The organism is Kitasatospora sp. MAP5-34, assembly GCF_029894335.1.
Taxonomy (GTDB): Bacteria; Actinomycetota; Actinomycetes; order Streptomycetales; family Streptomycetaceae; genus Kitasatospora.
Genome location: NZ_JARXZC010000005.1, coordinates 193650 through 217620, shown reverse-complemented (window position 1 = coordinate 217620; position 23971 = coordinate 193650). Strand labels below are relative to the sequence as shown.

Annotated in this window: 24 protein-coding genes; 6 read left to right on the top strand and 18 right to left on the bottom strand. The window is 71.7% G+C overall.

The features are described 5' to 3' along the window. Positions 1–2: 2 nt before the first annotated feature. From carA to pyrR, 4 genes are read right to left on the bottom strand one after another with little or no spacing between them, the layout of a single operon-like run. Positions 3–1178, bottom strand: coding sequence for a glutamine-hydrolyzing carbamoyl-phosphate synthase small subunit (gene carA / locus P3T29_RS07760; RefSeq protein ID WP_280715566.1), 1176 nt, complete (start codon positions 1176–1178; stop codon positions 3–5). Next, entirely contained in the window at positions 1175–1729 is a 555-nt protein-coding gene (locus P3T29_RS07755) for a hypothetical protein (protein WP_280715565.1), read from the bottom strand. The genes carA and P3T29_RS07755 overlap by 4 nt, the downstream gene beginning before the upstream one ends. Further along, positions 1729–3033, bottom strand: coding sequence for a dihydroorotase (locus P3T29_RS07750; RefSeq protein WP_280715564.1), 1305 nt, complete (start codon positions 3031–3033; stop codon positions 1729–1731). Before P3T29_RS07750 ends, P3T29_RS07755 begins: the two co-directional genes overlap by 1 nt. A 60-nt stretch (positions 3034–3093) precedes the next feature. Further along, a complete protein-coding gene (gene pyrR, locus P3T29_RS07745; protein WP_280715563.1) occupies positions 3094–3750 on the bottom strand; it encodes a bifunctional pyr operon transcriptional regulator/uracil phosphoribosyltransferase PyrR in 657 nt (218 codons plus the stop codon). Positions 3751–4147: 397 nt separating this feature from the next. Here pyrR and P3T29_RS07740 point away from each other — a divergent pair, with 397 nt between their 5' ends. Further along, positions 4148–4651: a transcriptional regulator gene (locus P3T29_RS07740; protein WP_280715562.1), complete on the top strand. Its 504-nt coding sequence runs from the start codon at positions 4148–4150 to the stop codon at positions 4649–4651. 147 nt (positions 4652–4798) lie between these two features. Here P3T29_RS07740 and P3T29_RS07735 read toward each other — a convergent pair whose 3' ends face one another. The 5 genes from P3T29_RS07735 to P3T29_RS07715 all read right to left on the bottom strand — a co-directional run bounded on the left by P3T29_RS07735 (position 4799) and on the right by P3T29_RS07715 (position 8999). Next, complete coding sequence (locus tag P3T29_RS07735; protein WP_280715561.1) at positions 4799–5674, bottom strand: hypothetical protein; 876 nt, start codon at positions 5672–5674, stop codon at positions 4799–4801. A 161-nt stretch (positions 5675–5835) separates the two neighbouring features. Beyond that, a complete protein-coding gene (locus tag P3T29_RS07730) occupies positions 5836–6672 on the bottom strand; it encodes a thioesterase family protein (protein ID WP_280715560.1) in 837 nt (278 codons plus the stop codon). A 142-nt stretch (positions 6673–6814) separates the two neighbouring features. Then, positions 6815–7258, bottom strand: coding sequence for a transcription antitermination factor NusB (nusB, locus tag P3T29_RS07725; RefSeq protein WP_280715559.1), 444 nt, complete (start codon positions 7256–7258; stop codon positions 6815–6817). A 2-nt stretch (positions 7259–7260) separates the two neighbouring features. Then, entirely contained in the window at positions 7261–7824 is a 564-nt protein-coding gene (efp, locus tag P3T29_RS07720; protein WP_280715558.1) for an elongation factor P, read from the bottom strand. Positions 7825–7892: 68 nt separating this feature from the next. Next, on the bottom strand, positions 7893–8999 hold the full coding sequence (locus tag P3T29_RS07715; RefSeq protein ID WP_280715557.1) for an aminopeptidase P family protein: 1107 nt from the start codon (positions 8997–8999) through the stop codon (positions 7893–7895). 125 nt (positions 9000–9124) lie between these two features. On the opposite strand from P3T29_RS07715, the gene P3T29_RS07710 reads away from it, so the two are divergent. Further along, complete coding sequence (locus P3T29_RS07710) at positions 9125–9493, top strand: metalloregulator ArsR/SmtB family transcription factor (RefSeq protein WP_280715556.1); 369 nt, start codon at positions 9125–9127, stop codon at positions 9491–9493. Between the two features lie 181 nt (positions 9494–9674). Beyond that, positions 9675–10472, top strand: a complete 798-nt coding sequence (locus tag P3T29_RS07705; RefSeq protein ID WP_280715555.1) for a G1 family glutamic endopeptidase — start codon at positions 9675–9677, stop codon at positions 10470–10472. A 19-nt stretch (positions 10473–10491) separates the two neighbouring features. On the opposite strand, the gene P3T29_RS07700 is transcribed toward P3T29_RS07705, so the two are convergent. The 6 genes from P3T29_RS07700 to aroC all read right to left on the bottom strand — a co-directional run bounded on the left by P3T29_RS07700 (position 10492) and on the right by aroC (position 15467). Further along, entirely contained in the window at positions 10492–11301 is an 810-nt protein-coding gene (locus P3T29_RS07700; protein WP_280715553.1) for a DNA-formamidopyrimidine glycosylase family protein, read from the bottom strand. A gap of 85 nt (positions 11302–11386) precedes the next feature. After that, positions 11387–12142, bottom strand: coding sequence for an AAA family ATPase (locus tag P3T29_RS07695; RefSeq protein ID WP_348532799.1), 756 nt, complete (start codon positions 12140–12142; stop codon positions 11387–11389). A 104-nt stretch (positions 12143–12246) separates the two neighbouring features. Continuing rightward, entirely contained in the window at positions 12247–12687 is a 441-nt protein-coding gene (gene aroQ / locus P3T29_RS07690) for a type II 3-dehydroquinate dehydratase (RefSeq protein WP_280715552.1), read from the bottom strand. Beyond that, positions 12684–13775: a 3-dehydroquinate synthase gene (gene aroB / locus P3T29_RS07685; protein ID WP_280715551.1), complete on the bottom strand. Its 1092-nt coding sequence runs from the start codon at positions 13773–13775 to the stop codon at positions 12684–12686. Before aroB ends, aroQ begins: the two co-directional genes overlap by 4 nt. Beyond that, positions 13768–14286 carry a shikimate kinase gene (locus tag P3T29_RS07680; protein ID WP_280715550.1) on the bottom strand — a complete coding sequence of 173 codons (519 nt, stop codon included), beginning with the start codon at positions 14284–14286 and terminating at the stop codon, positions 13768–13770. The genes aroB and P3T29_RS07680 overlap by 8 nt, the downstream gene beginning before the upstream one ends. After that, positions 14283–15467 carry a chorismate synthase gene (aroC, locus tag P3T29_RS07675; protein WP_280715549.1) on the bottom strand — a complete coding sequence of 395 codons (1185 nt, stop codon included), beginning with the start codon at positions 15465–15467 and terminating at the stop codon, positions 14283–14285. Before aroC ends, P3T29_RS07680 begins: the two co-directional genes overlap by 4 nt. A gap of 648 nt (positions 15468–16115) precedes the next feature. Between aroC and P3T29_RS07670 the strand changes: the two genes are divergently transcribed. Genes P3T29_RS07670 through P3T29_RS07660 form a run of 3 tightly spaced genes read left to right on the top strand, consistent with a single transcriptional unit; the run spans position 16116 to position 19653 of the window. Further along, on the top strand, positions 16116–16640 hold the full coding sequence (locus P3T29_RS07670; RefSeq protein ID WP_280715548.1) for a PadR family transcriptional regulator: 525 nt from the start codon (positions 16116–16118) through the stop codon (positions 16638–16640). Beyond that, on the top strand, positions 16637–17320 hold the full coding sequence (locus P3T29_RS07665; RefSeq protein ID WP_280715547.1) for an ABC transporter ATP-binding protein: 684 nt from the start codon (positions 16637–16639) through the stop codon (positions 17318–17320). The genes P3T29_RS07670 and P3T29_RS07665 overlap by 4 nt, the downstream gene beginning before the upstream one ends. Beyond that, the gene (locus P3T29_RS07660; protein ID WP_280715546.1) at positions 17317–19653 is read left to right on the top strand and encodes an ABC transporter permease; all 2337 of its coding nucleotides are present in this window, start codon (positions 17317–17319) and stop codon (positions 19651–19653) included. Before P3T29_RS07665 ends, P3T29_RS07660 begins: the two co-directional genes overlap by 4 nt. 197 nt (positions 19654–19850) lie before the next feature. Here P3T29_RS07660 and P3T29_RS07655 read toward each other — a convergent pair whose 3' ends face one another. The 3 genes from P3T29_RS07655 to mltG (P3T29_RS07645) form a co-directional block, all read right to left on the bottom strand. Continuing rightward, on the bottom strand, positions 19851–20684 hold the full coding sequence (locus P3T29_RS07655; protein WP_280715545.1) for a shikimate dehydrogenase: 834 nt from the start codon (positions 20682–20684) through the stop codon (positions 19851–19853). 20 nt (positions 20685–20704) lie between these two features. Continuing rightward, the gene (mltG, locus tag P3T29_RS07650) at positions 20705–22618 is read right to left on the bottom strand and encodes an endolytic transglycosylase MltG (RefSeq protein WP_280715544.1); all 1914 of its coding nucleotides are present in this window, start codon (positions 22616–22618) and stop codon (positions 20705–20707) included. A gap of 153 nt (positions 22619–22771) precedes the next feature. Further along, positions 22772–23953, bottom strand: coding sequence for an endolytic transglycosylase MltG (gene mltG, locus P3T29_RS07645; protein ID WP_280715543.1), 1182 nt, complete (start codon positions 23951–23953; stop codon positions 22772–22774). Positions 23954–23971 lie beyond the last annotated feature (18 nt).

The window sequence follows — 23971 nt, the reverse complement described above, 5'->3', positions numbered from 1 at the left end:
GGTCAGCTCCCTGCGGTGGTGCGGGCCGGGGCGCCGGCCATCAGGTCGACGAAACGATCGAACAGGTAGGCCGCGTCGTGCGGGCCTGCTGCCGCTTCCGGGTGGTACTGCACGCTGAAGGCGGGCGTGTCCAGGCACTGGAGGCCCTCGACCACGTCGTCGTTGAGGCAGACGTGGGAGACCTCGGCGCGCCCGTACGGGGTGTCGCTGACCTTGTCCAGCGGCGCGTTCACGGCGAAGCCGTGGTTGTGCGCGGTGACCTCCACCTTGCTGGTGGTGCGGTCCTGGACGGGCTGGTTGATGCCCCGGTGGCCGTACTTGAGCTTGTACGTGCCGAAGCCCAGCGCGCGGCCGAGGATCTGGTTGCCGAAGCAGATGCCGAACAGCGGCGTCTTCCGCTCCAGCACACCCTGCATCACCGCGACCTGGTGGTCGGCGGTGGCCGGGTCACCCGGGCCGTTGGAGAAGAACACGCCGTCGGGGTTGACCGCGTAGATGTCCTCGACGGTGGAGTTGGCGGGCAGCACGTGCACCTCGATGCCGCGCTCGGCCATCCGCTGCGGGGTCATCGCCTTGATGCCGAGGTCGATGGCGGCGACGGTGAAGCGCTTCGCTCCGACGGCCGGCACGATGTACGGCTCGGTGGTGGCGACCTCGGCGCAGAGGTCCGCACCCTTCATCTCGGGGGCCTCGTTGACCCGGGCGAGCAGCGCCGCCTGGTCGGCGAGCGCCGGACCGGAGAAGATGCCGACCCGCATCGCGCCGCGCTCGCGCAGGTGGCGGGTGAGCGCGCGGGTGTCGATGCCGCTGATGCCGACGATGCCCTGGGCCGTCAGCTCGTCCTCCAGCGAGCGCTGCGAGCGCCAGTTGGAGGAGACCCGGGACGGGTCCCGGACGACGTACCCGGCGACCCAGATCTGCTTCGACTCCGGGTCCTCGTCGTTGACGCCGGTGTTGCCGATCTGCGGGAAGGTCATCACGACCACCTGGCGGTGGTACGAGGGGTCGGTCAGCGTCTCCTGGTAGCCGGACATGCCGGTGTTGAAGACGGCCTCGCCGAAGGTCTCGCCGACGGCGCCGTACGCCTGGCCGCGGAACGTCCGGCCGTCCTCCAGGACGAGCACGGCAGGCACACGCTCCCGCCTGAGGCGCTGTGTGGTGGGGGCAGGTGCGGTCATTTGGCGGCCTCTTCCGTCTTCTTCGTACGTACGACAAGTGCGTCGACCGCCTCGACCCAGGCGGCGTGCTCATCAGGGTGGTCGGCCCGGAAGCCGGAATCCAGCGCCATCGAGTGGTGTGTCCAGGTGACGACCAGCAGGCCGGCCGGGACGACCTTGCCCGCGATCCCGGAGTCCTGCCGGGCCCCGGTCAGCGCCTCGGCGGGGATCCAGAGGTCGACATCACCCGGGCGGCGGACCAGCAGGCCGCGCTCGGTGAGGGTCAGTTCGGCCAGGCTGCGGGTGCCCAGGCCGTGCGCGACGACCCGGTCCAGCCAGTTCCCGGCGGTGGTGGAGCCGTGGTAGCGACCGCTGGTCTCCAGCAGCGCCGTACCGGGGTCGGCCGGGACGGCGGGCAGCTCGGGGAGGTCGGACTGCAGGGTGCGGCGCCAGTTCCAGCCCTGGCGCATCAGCCAGTAGACCAGGCCGATCACGATCAGCAGGCCGACGGCCCAGCCGATGTACCCGGGCCAGTTGGTGACCTTGGCCTGTTCCTTCGCCAGCTCGGTCATCACGCGAGATCACCCGGCTCGACCAGCTCGCCGGCCAGCACGGTCGGCACGCCACGCAGGAAGGTCGCGTGCACCCGTCCTGGCAGCTCGAGGCCTCGGAAAGGGGTGTTCCGGCTGCGGGTCGCGAAGGTGTCGGCGTTCACCGTCCCACGGTAGCCGGGATCGAAGAGCACCAGGTTGGCAGGCTCGCCGACCGAGACCGGGCGGCCCTGGCCGGCCAGCCGACCGATCCGGGCGGGGCGGTGCGACATCCGGTCCGCGACGCCCTCCCAGTTCATCAGGCCGGTGTCGACCATGGTCTGCTGGACGACCGACAGCGCGGTCTCCAGGCCGACCATGCCCATCGCGGCGACGGCCCAGGCGCAGTCCTTGTCCGCGTCGGGGTGCGGCGCGTGGTCGGTGGCGACGGCGTCGATGGTGCCGTCCGCGAGCGCCTCGCGCAGCGCCAGCACGTCGGTCTCGGTGCGCAGCGGCGGGTTGACCTTGAAGACCGGATCGCCGGAGCGGACCATCTCGTCGGTGAGCAGCAGGTGGTGCGGGGTCACCTCGGCGGTGACGTCCCAGCCCTGCGACTTCGCCCAGCGGACGATCCGGACCGAGCCGACGGTGGACAGGTGGCAGACGTGCAGCCGGGCGCCGATGTGCGAGGCGAGCAGGACGTCGCGGGCGATGATCGCCTCCTCGGCGACCGCCGGCCAGCCCTCCAGGCCGAGTTCGGCGGAGACCGCGCCCTCGTTCATCTGGGCGCCCTCGGTGAGCCGGGGCTCCTGGGCGTGCTGGGCGACCACGCCGTCGATCGTCCTGACGTACTCCAGCGCCCGGCGCATCAGCACCGCGTCGTCGACGCACTTGCCGTCGTCGGAGAAGACCCGGACGCCGGCGGCCGAGCTGTGCATCGCGTCGAGCTCGGCGAGCTGCTTGCCCTCCAGGCCGACGGTGACGGCACCGACGGGGTGCACGTCGCAGTAGCCGGAGTCCTTGCCGAGCTGCCACACCTGCTCGACCACGGCGGCGTTGTCGGCCACCGGGGTGGTGTTGGCCATCGCGTGGACGGCGGTGAAGCCGCCCATCGCGGCGGCCCGGGTGCCGGTCAGGACGGTCTCGGCGTCCTCCTTGCCGGGCTCGCGCAGGTGGGTGTGCAGGTCGACCAGGCCGGGCAGCACGATCAGCCCGTGCGCGTCGATGTCGACGTCCGACTCGGCGGTCAGCCCGGTGCCGATCTGCTGGATGACGCCGTCGGCGATCAGGATGTCCTGCGGGGCGCCACCGAGGATCTGGGCGTTGCGGATCAGGTAGCTGGTCACAGGGAGGTCTCCGGGTGGTCGGTACGGCTGTGGTCGTCTTCGGTGTCGAGCTTCACCCGGCTACTCCCCCGGACGCGGCTCGGCGCGCTGATCGGACTGCCGATCGGGCCGCCGATCGGCGGCGAGCGCCTGGGAGGAGCGGGCGGCGTAGTCGCGGTCGCCGACCAGGACGGCGTCCCGTCCGTCGACGTCGGAGAGCTGGACCTGAACGGCCTCGCGCAGCGAGGTGGGCAGGTTCTTGCCCACGTAGTCGGCGCGGATCGGCAGCTCGCGGTGGCCCCGGTCGACCAGGACGGCGAGCTGGACGGCGCGCGGCCGGCCGATGTCGCTCAGCGCGTCGAGCGCGGCGCGGATGGTGCGTCCGGAGAAGAGCACGTCGTCGACCAGGACGACCAGCTTGCCCTCGACGCCGCCGGGCGGGATCTCGGTGTGCTCCGGGGCGCGGGCGGGCTTGAGGCGCAGGTCGTCCCGGTACATCGTGATGTCCAGGGTGCCGAGCGGGATGTCGCGGCCGGTGATCTGCGCGAGCTTGTCGTGCAGGCGGCGGGCGAGGTGGACCCCTCGGGTGTGGATACCGAGGAGTACGACGTCCTCGGCGCCCTTGCCGCGCTCCACGATCTCGTGGGCGATCCGGGTGATGACCCGGGCGACGTCGGTGGCGTCCAGCACCTGGTGCGGGGGACGCAAACCGTCGGAATTCGTGCTACGTGTGGTCATGCCGAAGCCGACCTCCTTCCCCGCCTCACTGGACGGGCCTTAAAGGATGTCTTGGGAGTGGCCGCACCGGTCGCGCCGGAAGCCGGACCCATCGTAACAGCGCCCGGGCCTTGGCCGGTCAGGCGGCACGTGGGCGGTCCGGGGAGCGGCGTACGGACGTTCCGGTTCGCGACACCTCAGGTCCACCCGGCCGACCAGCGGCGGTTAATGCTCCGGACGCGGGCTATTCGCACGACTGCCCCATTCGGCTTGACTCGAATACCTCACTCTACGTAACCTCACAGTGAGTTACGAGACGCCCGACGAACCCACCGGTAGCACCCGGCGGATCGGCGGTCAGGCACCTCCGTCACTCGTGACCACACTCAACGCGAAGCAATCTCGTCCGGGGAGACCAATGTCCAGCGACTACGCGAAGCAACTCGGGGGCAAGCTCCGAGCGATCCGCACTCAGCAGGGGCTCTCCCTGCACGGCGTCGAGGAGAAGTCCCAGGGGCGCTGGAAGGCTGTCGTCGTCGGCTCCTACGAGCGCGGCGACCGTGCGGTGACGGTGCAGCGCCTGGCCGAGCTCGCGGAGTTCTACGGCGTGCCGGTCCAGGAGCTGCTGCCCGGCGGCACCCCGGGCGGCGCGGCCGAGCCGCCGCCGCGCCTGGTGCTCGACCTGGAGAGACTGACCCAGGTGCCGTCCGAGAAGGCCGGCCCGCTCCAGCGCTACGCGGCCACGATCCAGAGCCAGCGCGGCGACTACAACGGCAAGGTGCTGTCGATCCGCCAGGACGACCTGCGCACGCTGGCCGTGATCTACGACCAGTCGCCGTCGATCCTCACCGAGCAGCTGATCAGCTGGGGCGTGCTGAACCCGGACGCGCGCCGTGCGGTGCGCGACGAGGACGCGAGCTGACCGCTCGGTTCAATGCAGAAACGTCACTCTGCGGGCAACCGGTGAGCTTGTAGGGGCGCGGGGAACTGCGCGAGATCGGAAGGCACCAGCGTGTGCCCTACCGCTTTCGCGCAGTCCCCGCGCCCCTTTGGCGTACCGGCGGAGCCTTCAGCAGACCGTGCCGAGACCGAAGCCCGGCCGCGCCTCGATGTCCCCCAGGTGCACGGCGGCGGGGGCGTACCCGCAGCCCGTGCTCTGCCAGGCCCAGGCCACCTGCCGGTACTCGCCGCAGGCACCCGCCGACCCCTGCGACCCGGCGAGCAGCGCCGCGCCCGGCAGCTCCAGGGCCAGCCCCGCGCAGAGTACGGCGCAGACCAGGTCGAGATCCTCGTCGTTGAGCCGGACGACGCCGTCCTCCCAGTGCAGGATCCGCGCCTCCGCCTCCAGCAACCCGCCCGGGGCCTCCACGGTGCAGCGGAACCGGAACATCCCGCACCCCGCCCCGACCAGCATCCGCCGGAACAACTCGGCCCCCTGCTGGTACGCCTGACGGACCCTCGGCCCGACCTCCTCCTCCGGCCCGAACAGCCCGCCGTCCAGCAGCAGGTCGACATGGCGCATCGTCAGACCACTCTCCCGGGCCCGGACCAGCCTCGGGATGAAGTCGCCCGAGAGCTCCTCACCCTTGTACGGGAGCAGCTGGGTCTGCAGCGGCGGGTTGACCAGGTAGCGGTCCCGCGCGGACGGCTCCGCCGGGTCCAGGCGGTGCAGCAGGCAGAAGTCGGTGAAGTCCCCGGGGTGGAACATCCGGGCCTGGACGACCCCGAACGCACACCGGGCGTCGGCGAGCAGGACGGCCGTGTCCAGCAGGTAGCTGTCGAAGTCGGCGGCATCGGTGAGGCGCCACGGCTTGGCCGCCTCGAAGTCCGCGCGGCTGGTCAGGATCCCCGTCAGGAACACCTGCTCCTCACGCCGGTCCTGCCCCCGGCCCGGGGTGGCAGCGGCGCAGCGGGCAGTGCGAGGGTTGCGGCCGTTCCGCGACATCGGGGCTCCTGGGGGTGGGGGACGAGAGCGGCGGCAGTGCCGCTGACCCTCTTCCTCCCCTCCCCGGCCGAGCGCACACACACCGCATGTCACAGAGCTGTAACTGACAGTGAACATCTGATCGATCTACTCAGCTCGACCACCACCGGCCGACGGCAGGTCTACTGCGCTCGCGGTGCCCGGGCGAGCTGGCGGGACTGCGCGACCAGGCGGCCGGACTCGTCCCAGACCTCGGCGTCCTCCTCGAAGTACCCGTCGGCGAGGTTGCGGGTGGCGTGGCTGACCCGCAGCCAGCCGGGGACGGGCCTGGCCCGCAGGTGGACGGTCAGTTCGATGGTCGGCGCCCACCCCGGCATGCCGAGGTCGAAGGTGGCCGGCGGGAGTGCGTCGGCGACCAGGAGCAGCAGCAGCGGGTCCGGCTCGCGGCCGTCGGCGAGCTTGAACCACCCCTGGATGCGGCCCTCCCCGGAGGGTTTGCCAAGGGCCCAGCCGACGGTGGACGGGTCGAGCCGCAGGTCGAACCGCTCCAGCAGCGCGGCCTGGTCGATCATCGACTTCGGGGCGTGCTCCATGCCGACGCACTGCTCGGGCGGCGGCAGCTGCGGCGGCCGGGCGGAGGTCCGCACCTCGCCGTTGCCCGCGCCGAGGTCCCCGTACGTGGCGAGCACGCGCAGCCGCTCCTGCCCGTCCTGGAACATCGAGGCGGTGCCGGTGGAGAGGCTGCGGCCACGGCGGACCAGCTCGGTGCCGACCTCGACCGGGCCGGGGCGGGCGGCCGACAGGTAGTAGCCGCTGATCGAGACCGGGTCGACGTGCCCGCCGTCCTCGCCGAGTCTCAGCGAGAGCGCGTGGCCGGCGACGGCGAGCAGCAGTCCGCCGTTGATGCCGCCGCCGATCTGCCAGCCGGGGTCCAGCTCGCCGTGGTAGCGGCCCGGTTCCGCCGGGGCGGGGGTCAGGGCGATGCCCCGGTCGAACTCGCTGCGGATCGCGGTGGTCATGGCTGTGGCGCCCCTCTGCTCCAAGGTTACCGATCGGTAGCCAAGATACGCCAGCACTTCTGAGCACGCGAAGGCCGCCGGACCAGGAGGTCCGGCGGCCTTCGCGAATACGACGACTGCGATGAAACGAAAAGCGACGCTACTACTCGGCCCGGCGGATGGAGGGCTTGAGCTCCAGGAACCGCGCGAGCAGACCGTTGACGAACGCCGGGGAGTCGTCCGTGGAGTACTCCTTGGCGATCTCGACGGCCTCGTCCAGGACGACCGCGTCCGGGACGCCGTCCTCCCAGAGCAGCTCGTAGGCGCCGAGCCGCAGGACGTTGCGGTCCACGATCGGCATCCGGTCGAGCGTCCAGCCCACGGCGTACGTGGAGATCAGCTCGTCGATGCGACGGGCGTACTGGACGTACCCCTCGATCAGCTGCATGGTGTACTCGCCGACCTGCGGCGTACCCTCGTCCGGCTTCGGGTCGCGCGCGCGGCCCACCCAGTCAGCGAGCACACGCTGCGGGTCGACACCGCGATGGTCGGCCTCGAAGAGGATTTGGAAGGCCCGCGTACGGGCCTTGCTACGTGCAGCCGACACTTTTACTTAACCCGCCCGAGGTAGCTGCCGTCGCGGGTGTCGACCTTGATCTTCTCACCGGTGACGATGAAGAGCGGCACGCCGATCTCGGCGCCGGTCTCCAGGGTGGCCGGCTTGGAACCGCCGGTGGAGCGGTCGCCCTGGACACCGGGCTCGGTGTGCGAGATGACCAGCTCGACGGAGGCGGGGAGCTCGATGTAGATGGCGGCGCCCTCGTACATCGCGACCAGGGCCTCGAAGCCCTCCAGCAGGTACTTGGCGGCGTCGCCGACGACCTCGGGGCCGACCATGATCTGGTCGTAGGTGTCCGTGTCCATGAACACGAACTGCTCGCCGTCCTTGTAGGAGAACTGCATCCCACGCTTGTCGACGGAGGCGGTCTCGACCTTGGTACCGGCGTTGAAGGTCTTGTCGACGACCTTACCGGTCAGGACCTCCTTGAGCTTCGTACGCACGAAGGCCGGGCCCTTGCCGGGCTTGACGTGCTGGAACTCGACGACGGACCACAGCTTGCCACCGTCGAGCTTGAGGACCATGCCGTTCTTGAGATCGTTCGTGGAAGCCACGGGCGCACTTACTCCTGATATAGCTGTCAAGGAACCAAGGGGTGCGGCCTGACCCCGCGTCAGCGGGGCTACAGGGCGAGGAGCTCCTTGGTCGTGATGGTGAGCAGCTCGGGCCCGCCCTCTTCGAGGGGACGTACCACGAGCGTGTCCTCGATCCGGACCCCGCCCTTGCCCGGGATGTGTACCCCTGGGCCGACGGTGACCGGCACGCGATTGTCCAGTTTACCCATGTCCGAGGGCCCGAGACGCGGCGCCTCCCGGATCTCCAGCCCAATGCCGTGCCCGACGGGGTGCGGAGAGGTCTCGGAGTACCCCGCCGCCTGCAGGATCTCGCGGGCCGCCTGGTCGGGCACCTGCTGCACCACACCGGGCCCGAGCGCCTCCCGGGCGGCCCGCTGGGCCCGGAAAACCAGCCGGTGCAGCTCGACCTGCCAGGGGGCCGGGGCCGCTCCGATCACGAACGTACGCGCGGTGGAGACCCCGTAACCCCGATAACGGGCGCCGAGTACGACGGTCAGAAAATCGCCCTCCTCGACCCGGCGATCGGTCGGCTGGTGAGCCTCCTGGCCGGAGTGGGTGCCGGTGCCGACGGAGACCGGGAAGGCCGCGCGGTCGGCGCCGTGGTCGATCATCCGCCGCTCCAGCTCCATCGCCAGATGCCGTTCGGTCCGGCCCACCAGGATGGATTCCAGCAGCTCGCCGAGCGCCTGGTCGGCGATCTCGGCCGCTATCCGCAGGTCGGCGATCTCGTGCTCGTCCTTGACCACCCGCAACTGTTCGACCGTCTGCCCGAGGTCGCGCAGCCGGATGCCCTCGGCCAGTCCGGCGACCACGCGGTGGCGGGCGACGGTCAGATCGTGCTCCTCGACCGCCAGGTCCCGTACCCGCAGCCGGGCGGCGGCCTCGGCGGCGGCGGGCGCGGTGTCGGCCTCGCCCGGTACGAGGAGCTGCGTGAGATCCTCGCCGAGCAGGTGCTCACCGGTGTCGTCCGGCGGCAGGTCGTCCGGCAGCGCCAGCAGGGCGCGCTCACGGGTCAGCAGCAACGTCGCCCCGCAGGGGGCGCAGCCGGTGAGATAGCGGACGTTCGCGGCGCGGGTGATCAGCGCCGCATCGGCCCCCGACGCACTGCAGTGTTCCCTCAGGCGCTCACGCCGGACCGCGTACGCATCAGCCATGTCCCGAGCCTACGGACGGCCCCGGCGGCCCGCCCGTCGAGCCGGTCCGTTGGTGGCGCGCCCGGCGGGCCGGGATGCGGCGGGTAAGACCGACCGGGTCGGCGCCGGCTGCCACAATGCCGGGTATGCATCTCGTCCCCGCCGACCGCGCAGACCACCGGACCATCGACGGGCACCGGGTCTGCGAGGCGATCGCGGCCATCGGTGACCCCGAACACGTCCGCGCCTGGGCCGAACGCTTCGCCCTGCTCGCCGACCCCGGCCGGCTCGCCATCCTGCTCGCCCTGCACGAGGCCGGCCCGCTCGCCGTCTCGGACCTCGCGGTGGCCACCGGCATGCGCGACCCCGCCGTCTCCCAGGCCCTGCGGCTGCTCCGGGCCGCCTCCCTGGTCGCCGGTGACCGCGACGGCCGGGTGGTCCGCTACCGCCTGGTCGACCCGTCGATCGCCGAGGTGCTGGCCCACGGGGTGCTGGGGTACCGCGAGCCGAGCTGAGCCTCGGCTCAGGCGTTGCCGCGCTCAGCTGAACCCCGGGCAGCCAGGAAGATCCAGGACATTCGGGTGATTACCCGACCATTTGACTATTCGTCACACGGTTCGGGTATGCCCTGTTGCCCACATTGTCGGCACGCCAACAACTCGGCGGGCCGCACCCCCTTCCAGCCCGAGAGCAGCCATGTCCCCAGCACGTCACCGCACCCTCGTCGCCTCTGCCGCCCTGGCCGCGCTCCTCGGCAGTGCGACCCCCGCGCTCGCCGACCCGGCCCCCGCTCCGGCCCCGGCCCTCACCCGGGCACCCATCGCTCCCTCCGAGCCCGAAACGGACGCCCCGCACTCGGCTCCCGCCGGCCCGCACGGCGGGGTGATGCACGGCACCAGCAGCAACTGGTCGGGCTACGCCGCGACCGGTGCGAAGTTCACCGCCGTCAGCGCCAGCTGGATCCAACCGACCGTCATCTGCACGTCCACCGACCGGTGGTCGAGCTTCTGGGTCGGGCTCGACGGCGACGGCAGCCGCTCGGTGGAGCAGACCGGCAGCGAGGCCGACTGCTCAAGTGGCTCACCCGTCTACTACTCCTGGTACGAGATGTACCCGGCCTACCCGGTCAGCTACCGCGAGCCGGTCCGGGCCGGTGACCACTTCACGGCGAGCGTCACCACCAACGGCAGCGGCTCGTTCACCCTCAAGCTCTCGGACATCACGCAGGGCTGGACCCACTCCGTCAGCAGGACCCTGCGCGGCGCGAAGCTCGCCTCGGCGGAGGTGATCGCCGAGGCGCCGTCCGACTTCCTCGGGCCGTTGCCGCTGGCCGACTTCGACACGGTCTCGTTCACCGACGCCACTGCCAACGGCCGGCCGATCGGCCACTTCTCCCCCGAGAACATCACCATGCTCTCCCATGGCACCACGCTGGCCACCACCTCCGCCCTCACCGGCGGCAACGCCTTCTCGGTGACCTGGAAGCACAGCTGACGGGCCGTCACCAGCGGCGTCAGCGCTGCTGGCAGCCCGGGCACCAGAAGAGGTTGCGGGCGACGTGCGTCTCGGTGCGCACGTCGGCGCCGCAGACCAGGCAGGGCATGGCGGCGCGGCGGTAGACGTAGACCTCGCCGCCGTGGTCGTCCACCCGGGGTGGGCGGCCCATCGCCTCGGGGGTGTGCTCGGGGCGGACGGTGTCGATCCGGCCCGCGCCGACGCCGTCTCGCATCAGGGCGACCAGGTCGGCCCAGATCGCGTCCCACTCCGCCCGGGTCACGTCGCGCCCGGCCCGGTGCGGGGCGATCCCGAGGCGGAACAGCACCTCCGCGCGGTAGACGTTGCCGACGCCCGCCAGCACCTTCTGGTCCATCAGCAGCGCGGCGATGGTGCTGCCACTGCGCGATATCCGCTGCCAGGCGGCGGCCGGGTCGGCGTCGGGGCGCAGCGGGTCCGGGCCGAGCCGGGCGTGCACCGCCGCCTTCTCCGCCGGGGTGAGCAGCTCGCAGGTGGTGGGCCCGCGCAGGTCGGCGTAGGCGTCGTCGTTCTCCAGACGCAGCCGGACCATGCCGACCGGCGCGGGCGCCGGGCCGCTGCCGAAGGTGAAGCCGCCGTAGAGGCCGAGGTGGATGTGCAGCCAGGACTCGTCCTCGAAGCCGAGGAAGAGGTGCTTGCCGTGCGCCTCCGCGTCGGCGAGCACCTGCCCGTCGATCAGCGCCGCACCTTCGGCGAACCGCCCCTGCGGGCTGGAGACCCGCGCGGGCCGCTCGCCGAAGGACCGGTGGTTCTCGGCGGCCAGGCGGTGGATGATGTGACCTTCGGGCACGGGCGGCAGCTCCCCGGGAGAGTTCGATGCGACCCGTCCATCATCGCAGCCGGCCCTGACAGCCCTGCGCCTGAGACTGAACCACTCAGTGCACGGGACGACCGGCCAGCCTGGCGGTGATCACCTGGTCGAGGGCGGCGGCCGTCGCGGGGACGTCCAGCTGGGAGTTGTCGATGATCGGCAGGCCGGAGTTGTACCAGCCGGCCATCCGGCCGTGGATGCGGGCGACCTCCTCGTCCGCGAGGCGACGGTTCCCGCCGCGTCTGGCGTTGCGGGCCAGCACGGAGTCGAGGCCGGGCAGCAGGATGACGGGGATCATGCCCGGGCCGATGTGCCGCTTCCAGCCGCCGAGGCCGACCGCCGGGCGGTCGGGGAAGACCGCGTCGTCGATGATGCAGGAGATCCCGTTGGCCAGGTAGTTGCGGCAGGCGAAGCCGCAGGTGCGGCGGGCCAGCCGGTACTGGGCCTCGGAGGCGTTGTTCCAGCCCGACTGCGGGTTGGCGAAACCGGCCTGCACCCACTCGCGGACGTCGTCCAGGCTGATGTGCGCCGTCGCCGTCGGGCGGCGCTCGGCCCAGTGCCGGGCGACGGTGGTCTTGCCCGCGCCCGCCGGGCCGATCAGCAGCACGGCGAGGGGGACGGTCGTGGCCGGGTGCGCGGGCAGCTGCACCGGCACGCCGGTCGGCAGTGGGAAGTGCCCGGTGGCGATGGGCGGGGCGGCGGGGCGTACGCCGGGCGGCGGCGGGTACACCTGGTGCGCGCCGGTGAGCCGACCGGGGTGTCCCGGAGGTGGCCCGAGCGGTCGCGGCGGCACCTGCCCTCCCCCTGCGTACTGCGTCACTGCACCTCCCGACGGGTCCGGACGAGCCCCGACCGGGACATTACACGTCGGCCCGGTGGCGGGGACAGTCCGCCACCGGGCCTCTGATCAGGCTTGATCAAGCGTCAACGGGTCGTGAGCTGCTCCGCGATGGCCCGCAGCGCCAGCTCGTACGAGCCGAGACCGAAGCCCGCGATGGTGCCCGAGGCGACGGCCGCGATGACCGAGTTGTGCCGGAACTCCTCGCGGGCGTACGGGTTGGAGATGTGCACCTCGATCAGCGGAGCGGTCCGCTGCGCCGCCGCGTCGCGCATCGCGTACGAGTAGTGCGTGAACGCGCCCGGGTTGATCACCACGGGTGTCCGGTCGTCGGCCGCCTGGTGCAGCCATTCGACCATCTCCTGCTCGGAGTTGGTCTCCCGGACCTCGACCTCGAAGCCGAACTCCTTGCCGAGCGTGGTGCAGCGTTCGACCAGCCCGGCGTACGAGGTCGCGCCGTAGACGTCCGGCTCCCGGCTGCCGAGGCGGCCGAGGTTCGGGCCGTTCAGCACGACCACCCGGGTCATGACGAGACCTCCGCGTACGCGCCGGCCAGCAGCGACGGGTCCGGGCCCTCCAGGACGGAGGTCTTGCCGAGACCGTCCAGGACGATGAAGCGCAGCAGGTCGCCGCGCGACTTCTTGTCGATCTTCATGGCGTCCAGCAGCTTCGGCCAGGCGTCCGCGCGGTAGCTCAGCGGCAGGCCGACCGAGGCCAGCACAGTGCGGTGGCGGTCGGCCGTCTCGTCGTCCAACCGCCCGGCCAGGCGGCCGAGTTCAGCGGCGAAGACCATGCCGACCGAGACCGCCGCGCCGTGCCGCCACTTGTAGCGCTCGTTGCGCTCGATGGCGTGCGCCAGGGTGTGGCCGTAGTTGAGGATCTCGCGGCGCCCGGCCTCCTTGAGGTCGCCGGAGACCACGTCGGCCTTGACCTGGATCGCGCGCCGGATCAGCTCGACGGTGTGCTGCCCGGCGGGGGTCTTGGCGCCCTCCGGGTCGGCCTCGATCAGGTCGAGGATCACCGGGTCGGCGATGAAGCCGCACTTGATGACCTCGGCGAGGCCGGAGACATAGTCGTGCTTGGGCACGGTGTCCAGCGTCGCCAGGTCGGCGAGCACGCCGACCGGCGGGTGGAACGCGCCGACCATGTTCTTGCCCTCGGCGATGTTGATGCCGGTCTTGCCGCCGACCGCCGCGTCGACCATGCCGAGCAGCGTGGTGGGCATCGAGACCCAGCGCACCCCGCGCAGCCAGGTGGCCGCGACGAAGCCGGCCAGGTCGGTGGTCGCGCCGCCGCCCAGGCCCACGATCACGTCGCTGCGGGTGAAGCCGGTCTGCCCGAGCACCGACCAGCAGTACGCGGCGACCTCGGCGCTCTTGGCCTCCTCGGCGTTCGGCACCTGCAGCAGGATCGCCTCGTAGCCCTCGGCGGCCAGGTCCTCGCGGATCGCCTCGCCGGTGGCCTCCAGGGCCTCCGGGTGGATGATCGCGACCCGGCGGGCCTGGTTGCCGATCAACTTGCCCAGCTCGCCGAGCAGTTGACGGCCGATCAGCACGTCGTACGGGTCGTGGCCGGCACTGCCACCGACGTGGATGGTGACGGTGGTGTCAGTCATGGGTCTTCAGCTCCAGTGCTTCGAGTGCGGCGTCGGCGACCTGCTCCGGCGTCCGCCCCTCGGTGTCGATCACGGCCGTGGCCACCTCCAGGTAGAGGGGGCGCCGGGCCTCCATCAGCTCCCGCCAGGCGGCGCGCGGGTTGACCGCGAGCAGCGGGCGCGGCGCGTCCAGGCCGACCCGCTTCACGGCGTCGCCGAGCGCGACCTCCAGGTAGACCACCTTGAGGCCCGCCAACAGCGTACGGGTGTCCTGGGCCAGCACGGCCCCGCCCCCGAGCGCCAGGACGCCGTCGTGTGTCCCGGCGGCCTCGCGGACGGCACGCTTCTCCAGTTCGCGGAAGTGCGGCTCGCCCTCGTCGATGAAGATCTCGGGGATCGGCTTGCCCGCGAGCAGCTCGATGTCGGCGTCGGTGTCGCGGAAGCCGACCCCGAGCCGCTCGGCGAGCAGCCGCCCGACGGTGGACTTGCCGGCCCCGGGCGGGCCGACCAGCACCAGGACGGGCGCGGTCACCGGACGATCAGGTTGTCGAGGTACCCCTGCACGTTGCGGCGGGTCTCGGAGACGTTGTCGCCGCCGAACTTCTCGTTCACCGCGTCGGCCAGCACCAGCGCGACCATCGCCTCGGCGACGATCCCGGCCGCCGGGACGGCGCAGACGTCGGAGCGCTGGTGGTGCGCCTTGGCGGGCTCACCCGTACGCACGTCCAGGGTCTGGAGGGCGCGCGGGACGGTCGCGATCGGCTTCATGGCGGCCCGGACGCGCAGCAGCTCGCCGGTCGAGAGACCGCCCTCGGTGCCGCCGGAGCGGCCGGAGGTGCGCTTGACGCCCTCGGGGGTCGGGATGATCTCGTCGTGCGCCTGCGAGCCGGGGATCCGGGCCAGGTCGAAGCCGTCGCCGACCTCGACGCCCTTGATCGCCTGAATGCCCATCAGCGCGGCGGCGAGCCGGGCGTCCAGGCGGCGGTCCCAGTGCACGTGCGAGCCGAGGCCCGGCGGCAGCCCGTACGCGAGCACCTCGACGACGCCGCCGAGGGTGTCGCCGTCCTTGTGGGCCTGGTCGATCTCGGCGACCATCCGCTTGGAGGCGTCGGCGTCCAGGCAGCGCACCGGGTCCTCGTCGAGGCGGGCCTCGTCCGAGGGCAACGGCAGCACGCCGGCCGGGGCCTTGGCGGCGGCCAGCTCGACCACGTGCGAGACCAGCTCGATGCCGCAGGTCTCCTTCAGGTACGAGCGGGCGACGGCGCCGAGCGCGACGCGGGCGGCCGTCTCGCGGGCGCTGGCGCGCTCCAGGATCGGGCGGGCCTCGTCGATCGAGTACTTCTGCATGCCCGCGAGGTCGGCGTGGCCGGGGCGCGGGCGGGTGAGCGGCTCGTTCCGGGCCAGGCTCGCCAGGATCTCCGGGTCGACCGGATCGGCCGACATGACCTGCTCCCACTTGGGCCACTCGGTGTTGCCGACCATCACGGCGACCGGGCTGCCCATGGTGAGGCCGTGCCGGACGCCACCCAGGAAGGTGACCTCGTCCTGCTCGAACTTCATCCGGGCGCCACGGCCGTAACCGAGCCGCCGACGGGCGAGCGCGTCGGCGACCATCGCGGTGGTCACCGGCACACCGGCCGGCAGGCCCTCCAGCGTCGCGACCAGTGCGGGGCCGTGCGACTCCCCCGCCGTCAGCCAGCGCAACGTACCCAACGGAGCTCCTTCGTCAGCGGCCCGGCGCGCGGCTGCGAGCCGGCCAGGCGTGTCGTACCCAAGCGTTCGTGCGACGGGCCCCGGCTGCCCGGGTCCCACGCTCTGCCCCGATCTTTTCATGCCCGGCGCCCGGCCGGTCGCACGGTCCGGGTCGCGGACAACGACTGTTCACGGCCGCGCTCCACCCGGTCGGCGCAGCCCACTACGGCATTCGACGGATCCGTCGGCCTGTCGCACCACCGCCCGGCCCGATATCCGGGTGATCTGCCTGATGCCCGTCTCTGTCAACTCCGGCGATCTCCTCGATCGACCGGACCCGAGCATCCACCGATCCACCGGTCCAGGCCCTCGCCCTCATCCTGGCGCTGGGCCCCCTGCTCCGACTCCGAACCCGACGGCGCTGACCGCGCCACAGGCCCGGCCCTGGTGTCTGGACTGCGCGATGGTGCTCGTCGAGCTCGGCGATCCGATCCTGAACTACCGGGAGCTGGCGGGCGGCGCGATGTACGGGCCGGCGTTGGCAAAGCGCGGCACGACGGAGACGATCCCGTTCGGCTGGATCGGACCAGGGCCGACCGGCACATGGAGGGCGGCGTCGGACCGGGCGGCTATACATGTCACGTATACATGCCGTGTATAGTCACTGTCATGTCACTCGGTCACACCTTGCTCGGCCTGCTGGAGGACCACCCCAGCCACGGCTACGACATCAAACGCGTCTACGACGAGCGCTTCGGTCACGACCGCCCCCTGCACTACGGGCAGGTCTACGCCACGCTCTCCCGGCTGCTGAAGAACGGCCTGGTCGAGGTGGACGCCGTCGAGGCCGGGGACGGCCCCGAGCGCAAGCGCTACTCCATCACCGAGGCGGGCGTCACCGATGTCGGCGCGTGGCTGGCCCGCCCCGAGAGCCCCGAGCCCTACCTGCAGAGCACCCTGTACACCAAGGTCGTGCTCGCGCTGCTCACCGGCCGGGCCGCCGCCGACATCCTGGACACCCAGCGCGGCGAACACCTGCGCCTGATGCGCGAGCTGACCCGGCGCAAGCTCGACGGGGACCTGGCCGACCAGCTCGTCTGCGACCACGCCCTGTTCCACCTCGAAGCCGACCTGCGGTGGCTGGAGCTCACCTCCGCCCGCCTCGACGAGCTCGCCGTGGCGGTGCGCCGATGACCGCCGACACCCTGCTCAAGGCCGAGGGGATCCACAAGTCCTTCGGGTCGACCCCGGCCCTGTCCGGGGCATCGCTCTCGATCACGGCCGGTGAACTGGTCGCCGTGATGGGCCCTTCCGGCTCCGGCAAGTCCACGCTGCTGCACTGCCTGGCCGGGATCCTGCGCCCCGAGCAGGGCAGCATCGACTACCAGGGGCTGGAGCTCACCACCTCCGCCGACAGCCGGCTCAGCGCGCTGCGCCGGAGCGACTTCGGCTTCCTGTTCCAGTTCGGCCAACTGGTGCCGGAGCTCAGCTGCCTGGAGAACGTCGCCCTGCCGCTGCGACTCAACGGAATGCGGCGCAGGCCGGCCGAGGAACGGGCCGCCGAGTGGCTGGAGCGCACCGATGTCGCCGACCTCGCGGCCAAGCGCCCCGGCGAGATCTCCGGCGGCCAGGGCCAACGCGTCGGCGTGGCCCGCGCGCTGGTCACCCAGCCCAAGGTGGTCTTCGCGGACGAACCCACCGGCGCACTGGACTCCCTGAACGGCGAGCGGGTGATGCGACTGCTCGCCGGCGCGGCCCGCGACAGCGGCACTGCCGTGGTGCTGGTCACCCACGAGTCCCGGGTCGCCGCCTACGCCGACCGCGAGGTCGTCGTCCGCGACGGGCGCACCCGCGATCTGACGGCGGCGATATGAAGCTCGCCCAGTACGCCTTCGGTGCCCGCCTGGCCGTCACCGGCGGCCGGGACACCCGGATCCGGCTGCTGCTCAGCGCCGTCGCCGTCGGCATCGGCGTGGCCATGCTGCTGCTCACCGCGTCCGTTCCGGGCATGGAACAGCACCGCAACGCCCGCACCTACGTGCAGAACGACATCTTCCACGGCTCGGCCACGATGCGACCGAGCAGCCGCAGCGTGCTCATCGCGGACGCCTCCAGCACCTTCAAAGGCGAGCAGATGCGCGGCCGGGTTGTGCAGCCGGACGGCCCGGACGCCCCACTGCCGCCGGGAGTCTCCCGCTATCCCGCGCCGGGACAGATGGCCGTCTCCCCGGCGCTCGCGGAGCTGCTGAAGCAGCCGGACGGCGCGCTGCTGCGCGAGCGCCTGCCCTACCCGGTCTCGGGCACCATCGCCCCGTCCGGGCTGCTCGGCCCCGCGCAGTTGTCCTTCGTGCTCGGCAGCGACCAGCTGTCCCTGGCCACCGGCGCCGACAGGATCGACTACTACGGCGAGTACTTCCCGGGCAAACCGATGAACCCGCTGCTGTTCCTGCTCAGCCTGGTCGGTTTCGTGGTGATGCTCGCGCCGGTCGGGGTCTTCCTCGGCGCGGCCGCCCGCTTCGGCGGCGAGCAGCGCGACCGGCGGCTGGCCGCGCTGCGGCTGGCCGGGGCGGACCGGCGGATGACCGCGCGGATCGCCGCCGGGGAGTCCCTGGCGGGCGGCTCCCTGGGCCTGCTGCTGGGGCTGGTCTTCTTCCTGATCGGGCGTCAGCTGATGGAGTACGTCAGCATCGAGGGCCTCAGTTTCTACGCCCAGGACGTCAATCCGCAGCCGGCCATCGCGGCTCTGATCGTGGTCGTCATCCCGCTGCTGTCGGTGGCCGCGACCCTGCTGGCGATGCGCCGGGTCGCGATCGACCCGCTCGGCGTGGTGCGCCGCGGCGGTGCTCGCCGTCGCCGGCTGTGGTGGCGGCTGCTGCTGCCGCTGATCGGCGCGGCCGTCCTGGCCACGGCGCTGCGGACCACCTCCGGCATCCAGTACTCCCAGGGCATGGCCCTGACCGTGGTCGGCGTTGTGCTGCTGCTCGCCGGAGTCGCGGTGCTGCTGCCCTGGCTGGTCGAGGCCGCCACCCGGCGTGCACCCGGCGGCGGCCTGTCCTGGCAACTGGCCGTCCGCCGCCTGCAGCTCGGCACCGGATCGGCCGCAGGTGCGGTCAGCGGCATCGTGGTGGCCGTCGCCGGGGCCATCGCCCTGCAGACCCTGTTCGCCGGGGTCGCCGCGAGCTACGACCCGGCGCCCCGGGCGGCAGCCGCCGCGCCCGGGAGCCCGGGGGCGCCCCGGACGGCGCCGCAGTTCCAGTCCGTCAGGTTCGCGGGCGCGGCGGACCGAGCCACCCAGTACGCGGCGGCGGTCCGCAGCAGCCCGGGGGTGCGAACGGTGGCCGGGTTCAGTGACTTCTACGTCACCAGCACCAGCGACCAGGACCAGGTCTCCTCCGTGCGCGTCGCCGACTGCGCCACCCTGCGGACCTTCGCGACGCTGCCCAGCTGCACCGACGGTGACTCCTTTCTCGCGCTCGGCGCAACCTACAACGCCATCGCGCTGCTCAAGGGCGGCACGACCGTCACCGCCGGACTCGGCGGCTACGGTGCCCCCGCGCCGACCTGGCGGCTGCCCGTCCCGACCGCCACGGTCCACCTGAGCGGTGGGACCGACCCGCTGACGATGGGCGCCGGCATGCTGCTCGCCACCCCCGGAGCCGTCCCGCCCCCGGTGCTGCGGGTCCAGGACGCCGTGCTCTTCGTCGCCATGGCTCCGGGCACGGCGGACGCCGACGACCAACTGCTCACCGACGTCGGGCAGGTTTCACTCACCGCGCAGACGGTGTTCAGCGACCGGACGCAGTACGACCACGTCTTCGTCTCGGTGACGCACGCGCTGGTCGCCGGAGCGGCGGTGACCCTGCTGATCATCGGCCTGAGCCTGCTGATCGGTCAGCTGGAGCAACTGCGGGAGCGCAAGCAGGCCCTGGCCGTGCTGTACGCCGTCGGAGCACGCAGGCGTACCCTCCTCCTGTCCGTGCTGTGGCAGAGCGCGCTGCCGGTGGCCCTGGGCCTGCTGCTGGCGGTCGGCACCGGGCTGGCCCTCGGCGGGATCCTGCTGCATCTGAGCGCACTGCCGATCGGCTTCGACCTGGGCGGCATCGCGGCCATGGCCGGACTGGGCGGGCTCGCGGTGCTGCTGGTGACCCTGCTCAGCCTGCCGGTGCTGCTCAGGATCATGCGCCCGGACAGCCTGCGGTACGAGTAGCGCCCTCCTGGGTCGGTCGACGGCGTGGTGCGAGTCGCCATCGCACCGCACCACCAGACGACCCCACGCAACCTGCCCACCGAGAACACCAAACTGCCTTAAGTCACTGGTACTGCGCTGGATCCGGACATGCAGGAGCCCCGCCACCTTGGGGTGACGGGGCTCCTGCAACTACGGCTACTCAGGGCCTGCCCCGGTCAGCCGTCGGCGAGCGCGGCCTCGCCTGCCGCCCGCATCGCCGCCAGCGGCCCCGGCCGTACGCCGGTGAACTGCTCGAACTGGAGCACCGCCTGATGGACCAACAGGTCCAGCCCCCCGAGCACGGTCGCCCCGCGCTCCGCGCAGGCTGCGACCAGCTTGGTCGGCCACGGGTGGTACAGCACGTCGAACAGCGCGCCGGGCGCGGCCGGCACGGCGGCGGCGAAGCCGTCGGTGGCGCCGGCCGGGGTGGTGGAGATGGTCAGCGGCGTCGCCAGCGCCTCCGCCGCCCGCTCCCAGGCCGCCGTACGGACCGTCAGCCCCAGGCGCTCGCCGAGCGCCCGCATCTCGGCGGCCCGCTCGGGGCTGCGTACGTACGCCGTCACCTCGCCGGTGCAGACCTGGGCGAGCGCCGCCAGCGCGGAGGAGGCGGTGGCGCCCGCCCCCAGCACGGCAGCCGAGTCGACCCGTTCGATACCGCGCTCGTGCAGCGCGTTGACCAGGCCGGGGATGTCCGTGTTGTCGCCCCGGCGGCTGCCGTCCGGGCCGATCACCACGGTGTTGACCGCGTCCACCGAGAGCGCCGTCGCGCTGACCTCGTCCAGCAGCGGCAGGATCGCCCGCTTCAACGGCATGGTCAGCGACAGCCCGGCCCACTCGGCCGGGTCGAGCCCCTCGACGAAGCCGGGCAGCGCCGCCTCATCCACCTCGAAGCGGTCGTACCGCCACTCGCCCGCCATACCGAGCGCCGCGTACCCGGCCCGGTGCAGGGCCGGGGAGAGCGAGTGCGCGATCGGCGAGCCGAGAACGGCGGCCCGGTACTGCGATGTCACGGTGATCCCCTCCGTGGTGACTACTTGCACATGCCGGACGGGTCGAAGCCCTGGTTGTGCGCGGTGCAGTAGGCCTTCACGTCGTTCTTGAAATCGTCGAAGGTCTTCTCGAAGCGGGTGTCCGTCGGCGAGACGGCCACGAAGTAGACCCAGTCACCCGGCGTCGGGTTCAGCACGGCCTGGATCGCCGCGTCACCCGGGTTGGAGATCGGGGTCGGCGGCAGGCCCTTGCTGTAGTACGTGTTGTACGGGCTCTTGTCACCGTCCTTCTCCGCCTTGGTGAAGTTGGTGCGGCCCAGCTTGTACTGGAGCGTGGTGTCCAACTGCAGCTTGCCCTGGGTCGCCTGGGTGTTCAGGCGGTTGGAGAGGACCCGGGCGATCTTGCCGAAGTCAGTGTCGTTGTTGCCCTCGGCCTGCAGGATGCTGGCCTCGATGATGACCTGGTAGCCGTTGGCCAGCCCGATGCTCTTCGCGCCGCCGTCCAGGTTCAGCTGCTGGTAGTGCTGCACGGCCATCGCGACCATCTGCTTGAGCATGGCCTCGGGCTTCATGCCGTCGGTGACCGAGTAGCGCGCGGGGAAGAGGAAGCCCTCCAGGTTGCCCTGGGCGTAGTCGGGGAGGCCGAGGGTGCCGAGCTGGGACGCGGCGGCGGCGGCCGTGGCGCCCTTCTGGAGCTTCAGCTTGTTGTCGATCATCGTGTAGATGTCGACGGCCTTCTTGCCCTCGGGGATCACCAGGGCGTTGCCGCCGTTGGAGTCGACCAGCTCCTGGACGGCGGCAACGGCCGACATCTGGTGGTGCAAGGTGTAGGAACCGGGCTGGATGGAGTTGGCCTTCGGGTTGTTGCTGAACGCGTCCACGAAAGCCTTGACGCTCTTGACCACGTCCGAGGCCTGGAGCGTGGCGCCCATCTGCTCGCCCGGACCGGCCTTGATCTCGACCGACACCGACCCGGTGCCGTCGCCCTTGTAGTCCGGCGGCGGCCCGAAGTGCTGCTGGTAGAAGCCGTAACCCCAATAGCCGGCCCCCGTCACACCACCCATCAGAAGCAGGGCGACACCCAGGCACGCGCCACGGTTGCGGCGGCCCGACGCCTTGCCCTTCTCCTTGCGCTTGCGCTCGGCCTCGCGCGAGGTGTCCTGCTCGTCCGCGCCGAAGAACGACTCTCGCTCGGGCTCGCCCTCCGCGTACTCGTCGGCCTCGGTGTACTCCTCCGGGTAGCCGTCGACGTGCTGCTCGGCGTGCTCCGCCTCCGCCCAGGCCTCGGGCTCGGGCTCGACCCGGGGGCTGTCCAGCGCGGCGGCCTCGGCCTCCCAGTCGATCCCGTCCGGTCCCGGACCCGCAGGGCGCGCGGGCGCGGGTGGCGGTGCCTGCTGGGCGGCCGGCTGCGGACGCATCGGCATGCCGGGGTTGCGGGGGGCCTGCGGCTGCTGTTGCTGCGGAATCTGCTGCTGGGGAAAGCCCTGCTGCTGCTGGTTCTGCTGCTGCTGAGGCCAGGCGGCCTGCTGCTGTTGCTGCTGCTGGGCGTACGGGTTCTGCACGTACTGGCCCTGCTGCTGCGGCTGCTGTTGCTGCGGAATCTGCTGCTGGGGGAAACCCTGCTGCTGCTGGTTCTGCTGCTGCTGAGGCCAAGCGGCCTGCTGCTGTTGCTGCTGCTGGGCGTACGGGTTCTGCACGTACTGGCCCTGCTGCGGGTGTTGCTGGCCCTGCTGCTGCTGGGGGAAACCCTGCTGCTGCGGCCAGGCGGCCTGCTGTTGCTGCTGCTGGGCGTACGGATTCTGCACGTACTGGCCCTGCTGCGGGTGTTGCTGGTTCTGCTGCTGCCAGGGATCCGGTTGCTGCGCGGCCTCGTCCGGCGCGCCGGCGTACCCGGGGTCGCCTGGGGTCCATGGCCGTGAGCCCTGGGGGCCGTAGCCCCCACCCAGATCAGTCATCGATCCCCTTAAGCCGACGGGAGACGGCCGTGAGGTCTGACCGGCCGTCCGGGACCGCGTCCCGAAAAACGTCTCGAACCGGCGTGCTATCGCAACGCCCGGAGGGAGACGTTACCGTACCGCAGCCAGGCCGCCGGCCTAGCCCACTCGGCGTCAATGGGTGCTGGCGCTGGGTGAGGACCGCTGCTGAGCCTGGTAGGCGTTGAACTCCGCGACGTTCTTCTGCTGCTGGTCGAGGCTGTCGGTGAAGCGGGTGTCCCCCGGTCGTACGGTTACGAAGTACAGCCAGTCCCCGTCCGCCGGGTGGGCCGTGGCCCGGATCGCGTCCCGTCCCGGATTGGCGATCGGGGTCGGTGGCAGACCGGCGTGCAGGTAGGTGTTGAACGGGGAGTCGAGCTTGGTGTCGGTGGTGGTCGTGGTCAGCGTGGAGCGCCCGAGCGCGTAGTTGATCGAGGAGTCGAACTGCAGCGGCATGCCCTTCGCCAGCCGGTTGTAGACCACCCTCGCCACCTTCGCCATGTCGTCCTGGTTGTCCGCCTCACCCTCCAGTAGGCTGGCGATGGTGATCAGACCGTAAGGACTCTGCCCGGAGCCGGTCGCCGCCGCGTCCACCCCTTCGGAGCCGTAGACCTTGCCGGATTGCTGGACCATCTGCTGGAGCAGACCGAGCGCCGAGGTCTCGCCGGTGACCGGGTAGGTGGCGGGGAAGAGGAAGCCCTCCACGTCGCCGTTGGTGTAGTCGGGCAGGCCCAGCTCGCTCTGGTGCTGCTGCGCTGTGTTGCGGGTGGTGCCCGGCGCCAGCTTCAGCTTCTGGTCGACCGCCGCGTAGATCTGCGTGGCCCGCCAGCCCTCGGGAATGGTGAGCGCGTTGGCGTTGGCCGGGTCGAGCAGCACGTTGAGCGCCGAGGCGGCGGCCATCCGCAGGCGCAGCGTGTACGTGCCGGGCTGGATCTTCGTGCTCAGCGGGCTCGTGGCCGCCGCCTCGGTGAACGACTTGGTACTGGCCACCACGCCGTCCTTCAGCAGGACCCGGCCGATCTCGGTGAGCGTGGCACCCCGGACCACCGAGACCTGGACGTCGCCCGTGCCGGGGCCGGGGTAGTCGGCGGTCGGCTGCTTGTCGGCGGGCCAGCGCAGATACACCGTCAGCGCGGCCCCACCGAGCACCGCCAGCAGCGCCACCACGCTCAGGCAGCAGGCCAGCCCGGTGCGCAGCTTGCGCGGGTCGGGCGGCTCGATCCGGTACGGCGCCCCGGGCGGCAGCCCCTCCGGCTCGGCCACCGGTGCGCCGAGGTGACCGGGGGTCAGTCCCGGCGTGCTGTACGGGTCGGTCACGGCGGCCCTCCCGGCGGG

Bases quoted from the DNA above. Each gene is read 5' to 3' on its own strand.
- P3T29_RS07705 (WP_280715555.1), top strand. From the start codon at position 9,675: ATGTCCCCAGCACGTCACCGCACCCTCGTCGCCTCTGCCGCCCTGGCC.
- P3T29_RS07735 (WP_280715561.1), bottom strand. From the start codon at position 5,674: ATGTCGCGGAACGGCCGCAACCCTCGCACTGCCCGCTGCGCCGCTGCC.
- aroB (WP_280715551.1), bottom strand. From the start codon at position 13,775: ATGACTGACACCACCGTCACCATCCACGTCGGTGGCAGTGCCGGCCAC.
- carA (WP_280715566.1), bottom strand. From the start codon at position 1,178: ATGACCGCACCTGCCCCCACCACACAGCGCCTCAGGCGGGAGCGTGTG.
- aroQ (WP_280715552.1), bottom strand. From the start codon at position 12,687: ATGACCCGGGTGGTCGTGCTGAACGGCCCGAACCTCGGCCGCCTCGGC.
- P3T29_RS07670 (WP_280715548.1), top strand. From the start codon at position 16,116: ATGTCACTCGGTCACACCTTGCTCGGCCTGCTGGAGGACCACCCCAGC.
- P3T29_RS07730 (WP_280715560.1), bottom strand. From the start codon at position 6,672: ATGACCACCGCGATCCGCAGCGAGTTCGACCGGGGCATCGCCCTGACC.
- P3T29_RS07740 (WP_280715562.1), top strand. From the start codon at position 4,148: ATGTCCAGCGACTACGCGAAGCAACTCGGGGGCAAGCTCCGAGCGATC.
- P3T29_RS07755 (WP_280715565.1), bottom strand. From the start codon at position 1,729: ATGACCGAGCTGGCGAAGGAACAGGCCAAGGTCACCAACTGGCCCGGG.
- P3T29_RS07665 (WP_280715547.1), top strand. From the start codon at position 16,637: ATGACCGCCGACACCCTGCTCAAGGCCGAGGGGATCCACAAGTCCTTC.
- mltG (WP_280715544.1), bottom strand. From the start codon at position 22,618: ATGACTGATCTGGGTGGGGGCTACGGCCCCCAGGGCTCACGGCCATGG.
- P3T29_RS07715 (WP_280715557.1), bottom strand. From the start codon at position 8,999: ATGGCTGATGCGTACGCGGTCCGGCGTGAGCGCCTGAGGGAACACTGC.
- P3T29_RS07660 (WP_280715546.1), top strand. From the start codon at position 17,317: ATGAAGCTCGCCCAGTACGCCTTCGGTGCCCGCCTGGCCGTCACCGGC.
- pyrR (WP_280715563.1), bottom strand. From the start codon at position 3,750: ATGACCACACGTAGCACGAATTCCGACGGTTTGCGTCCCCCGCACCAG.
- P3T29_RS07710 (WP_280715556.1), top strand. From the start codon at position 9,125: ATGCATCTCGTCCCCGCCGACCGCGCAGACCACCGGACCATCGACGGG.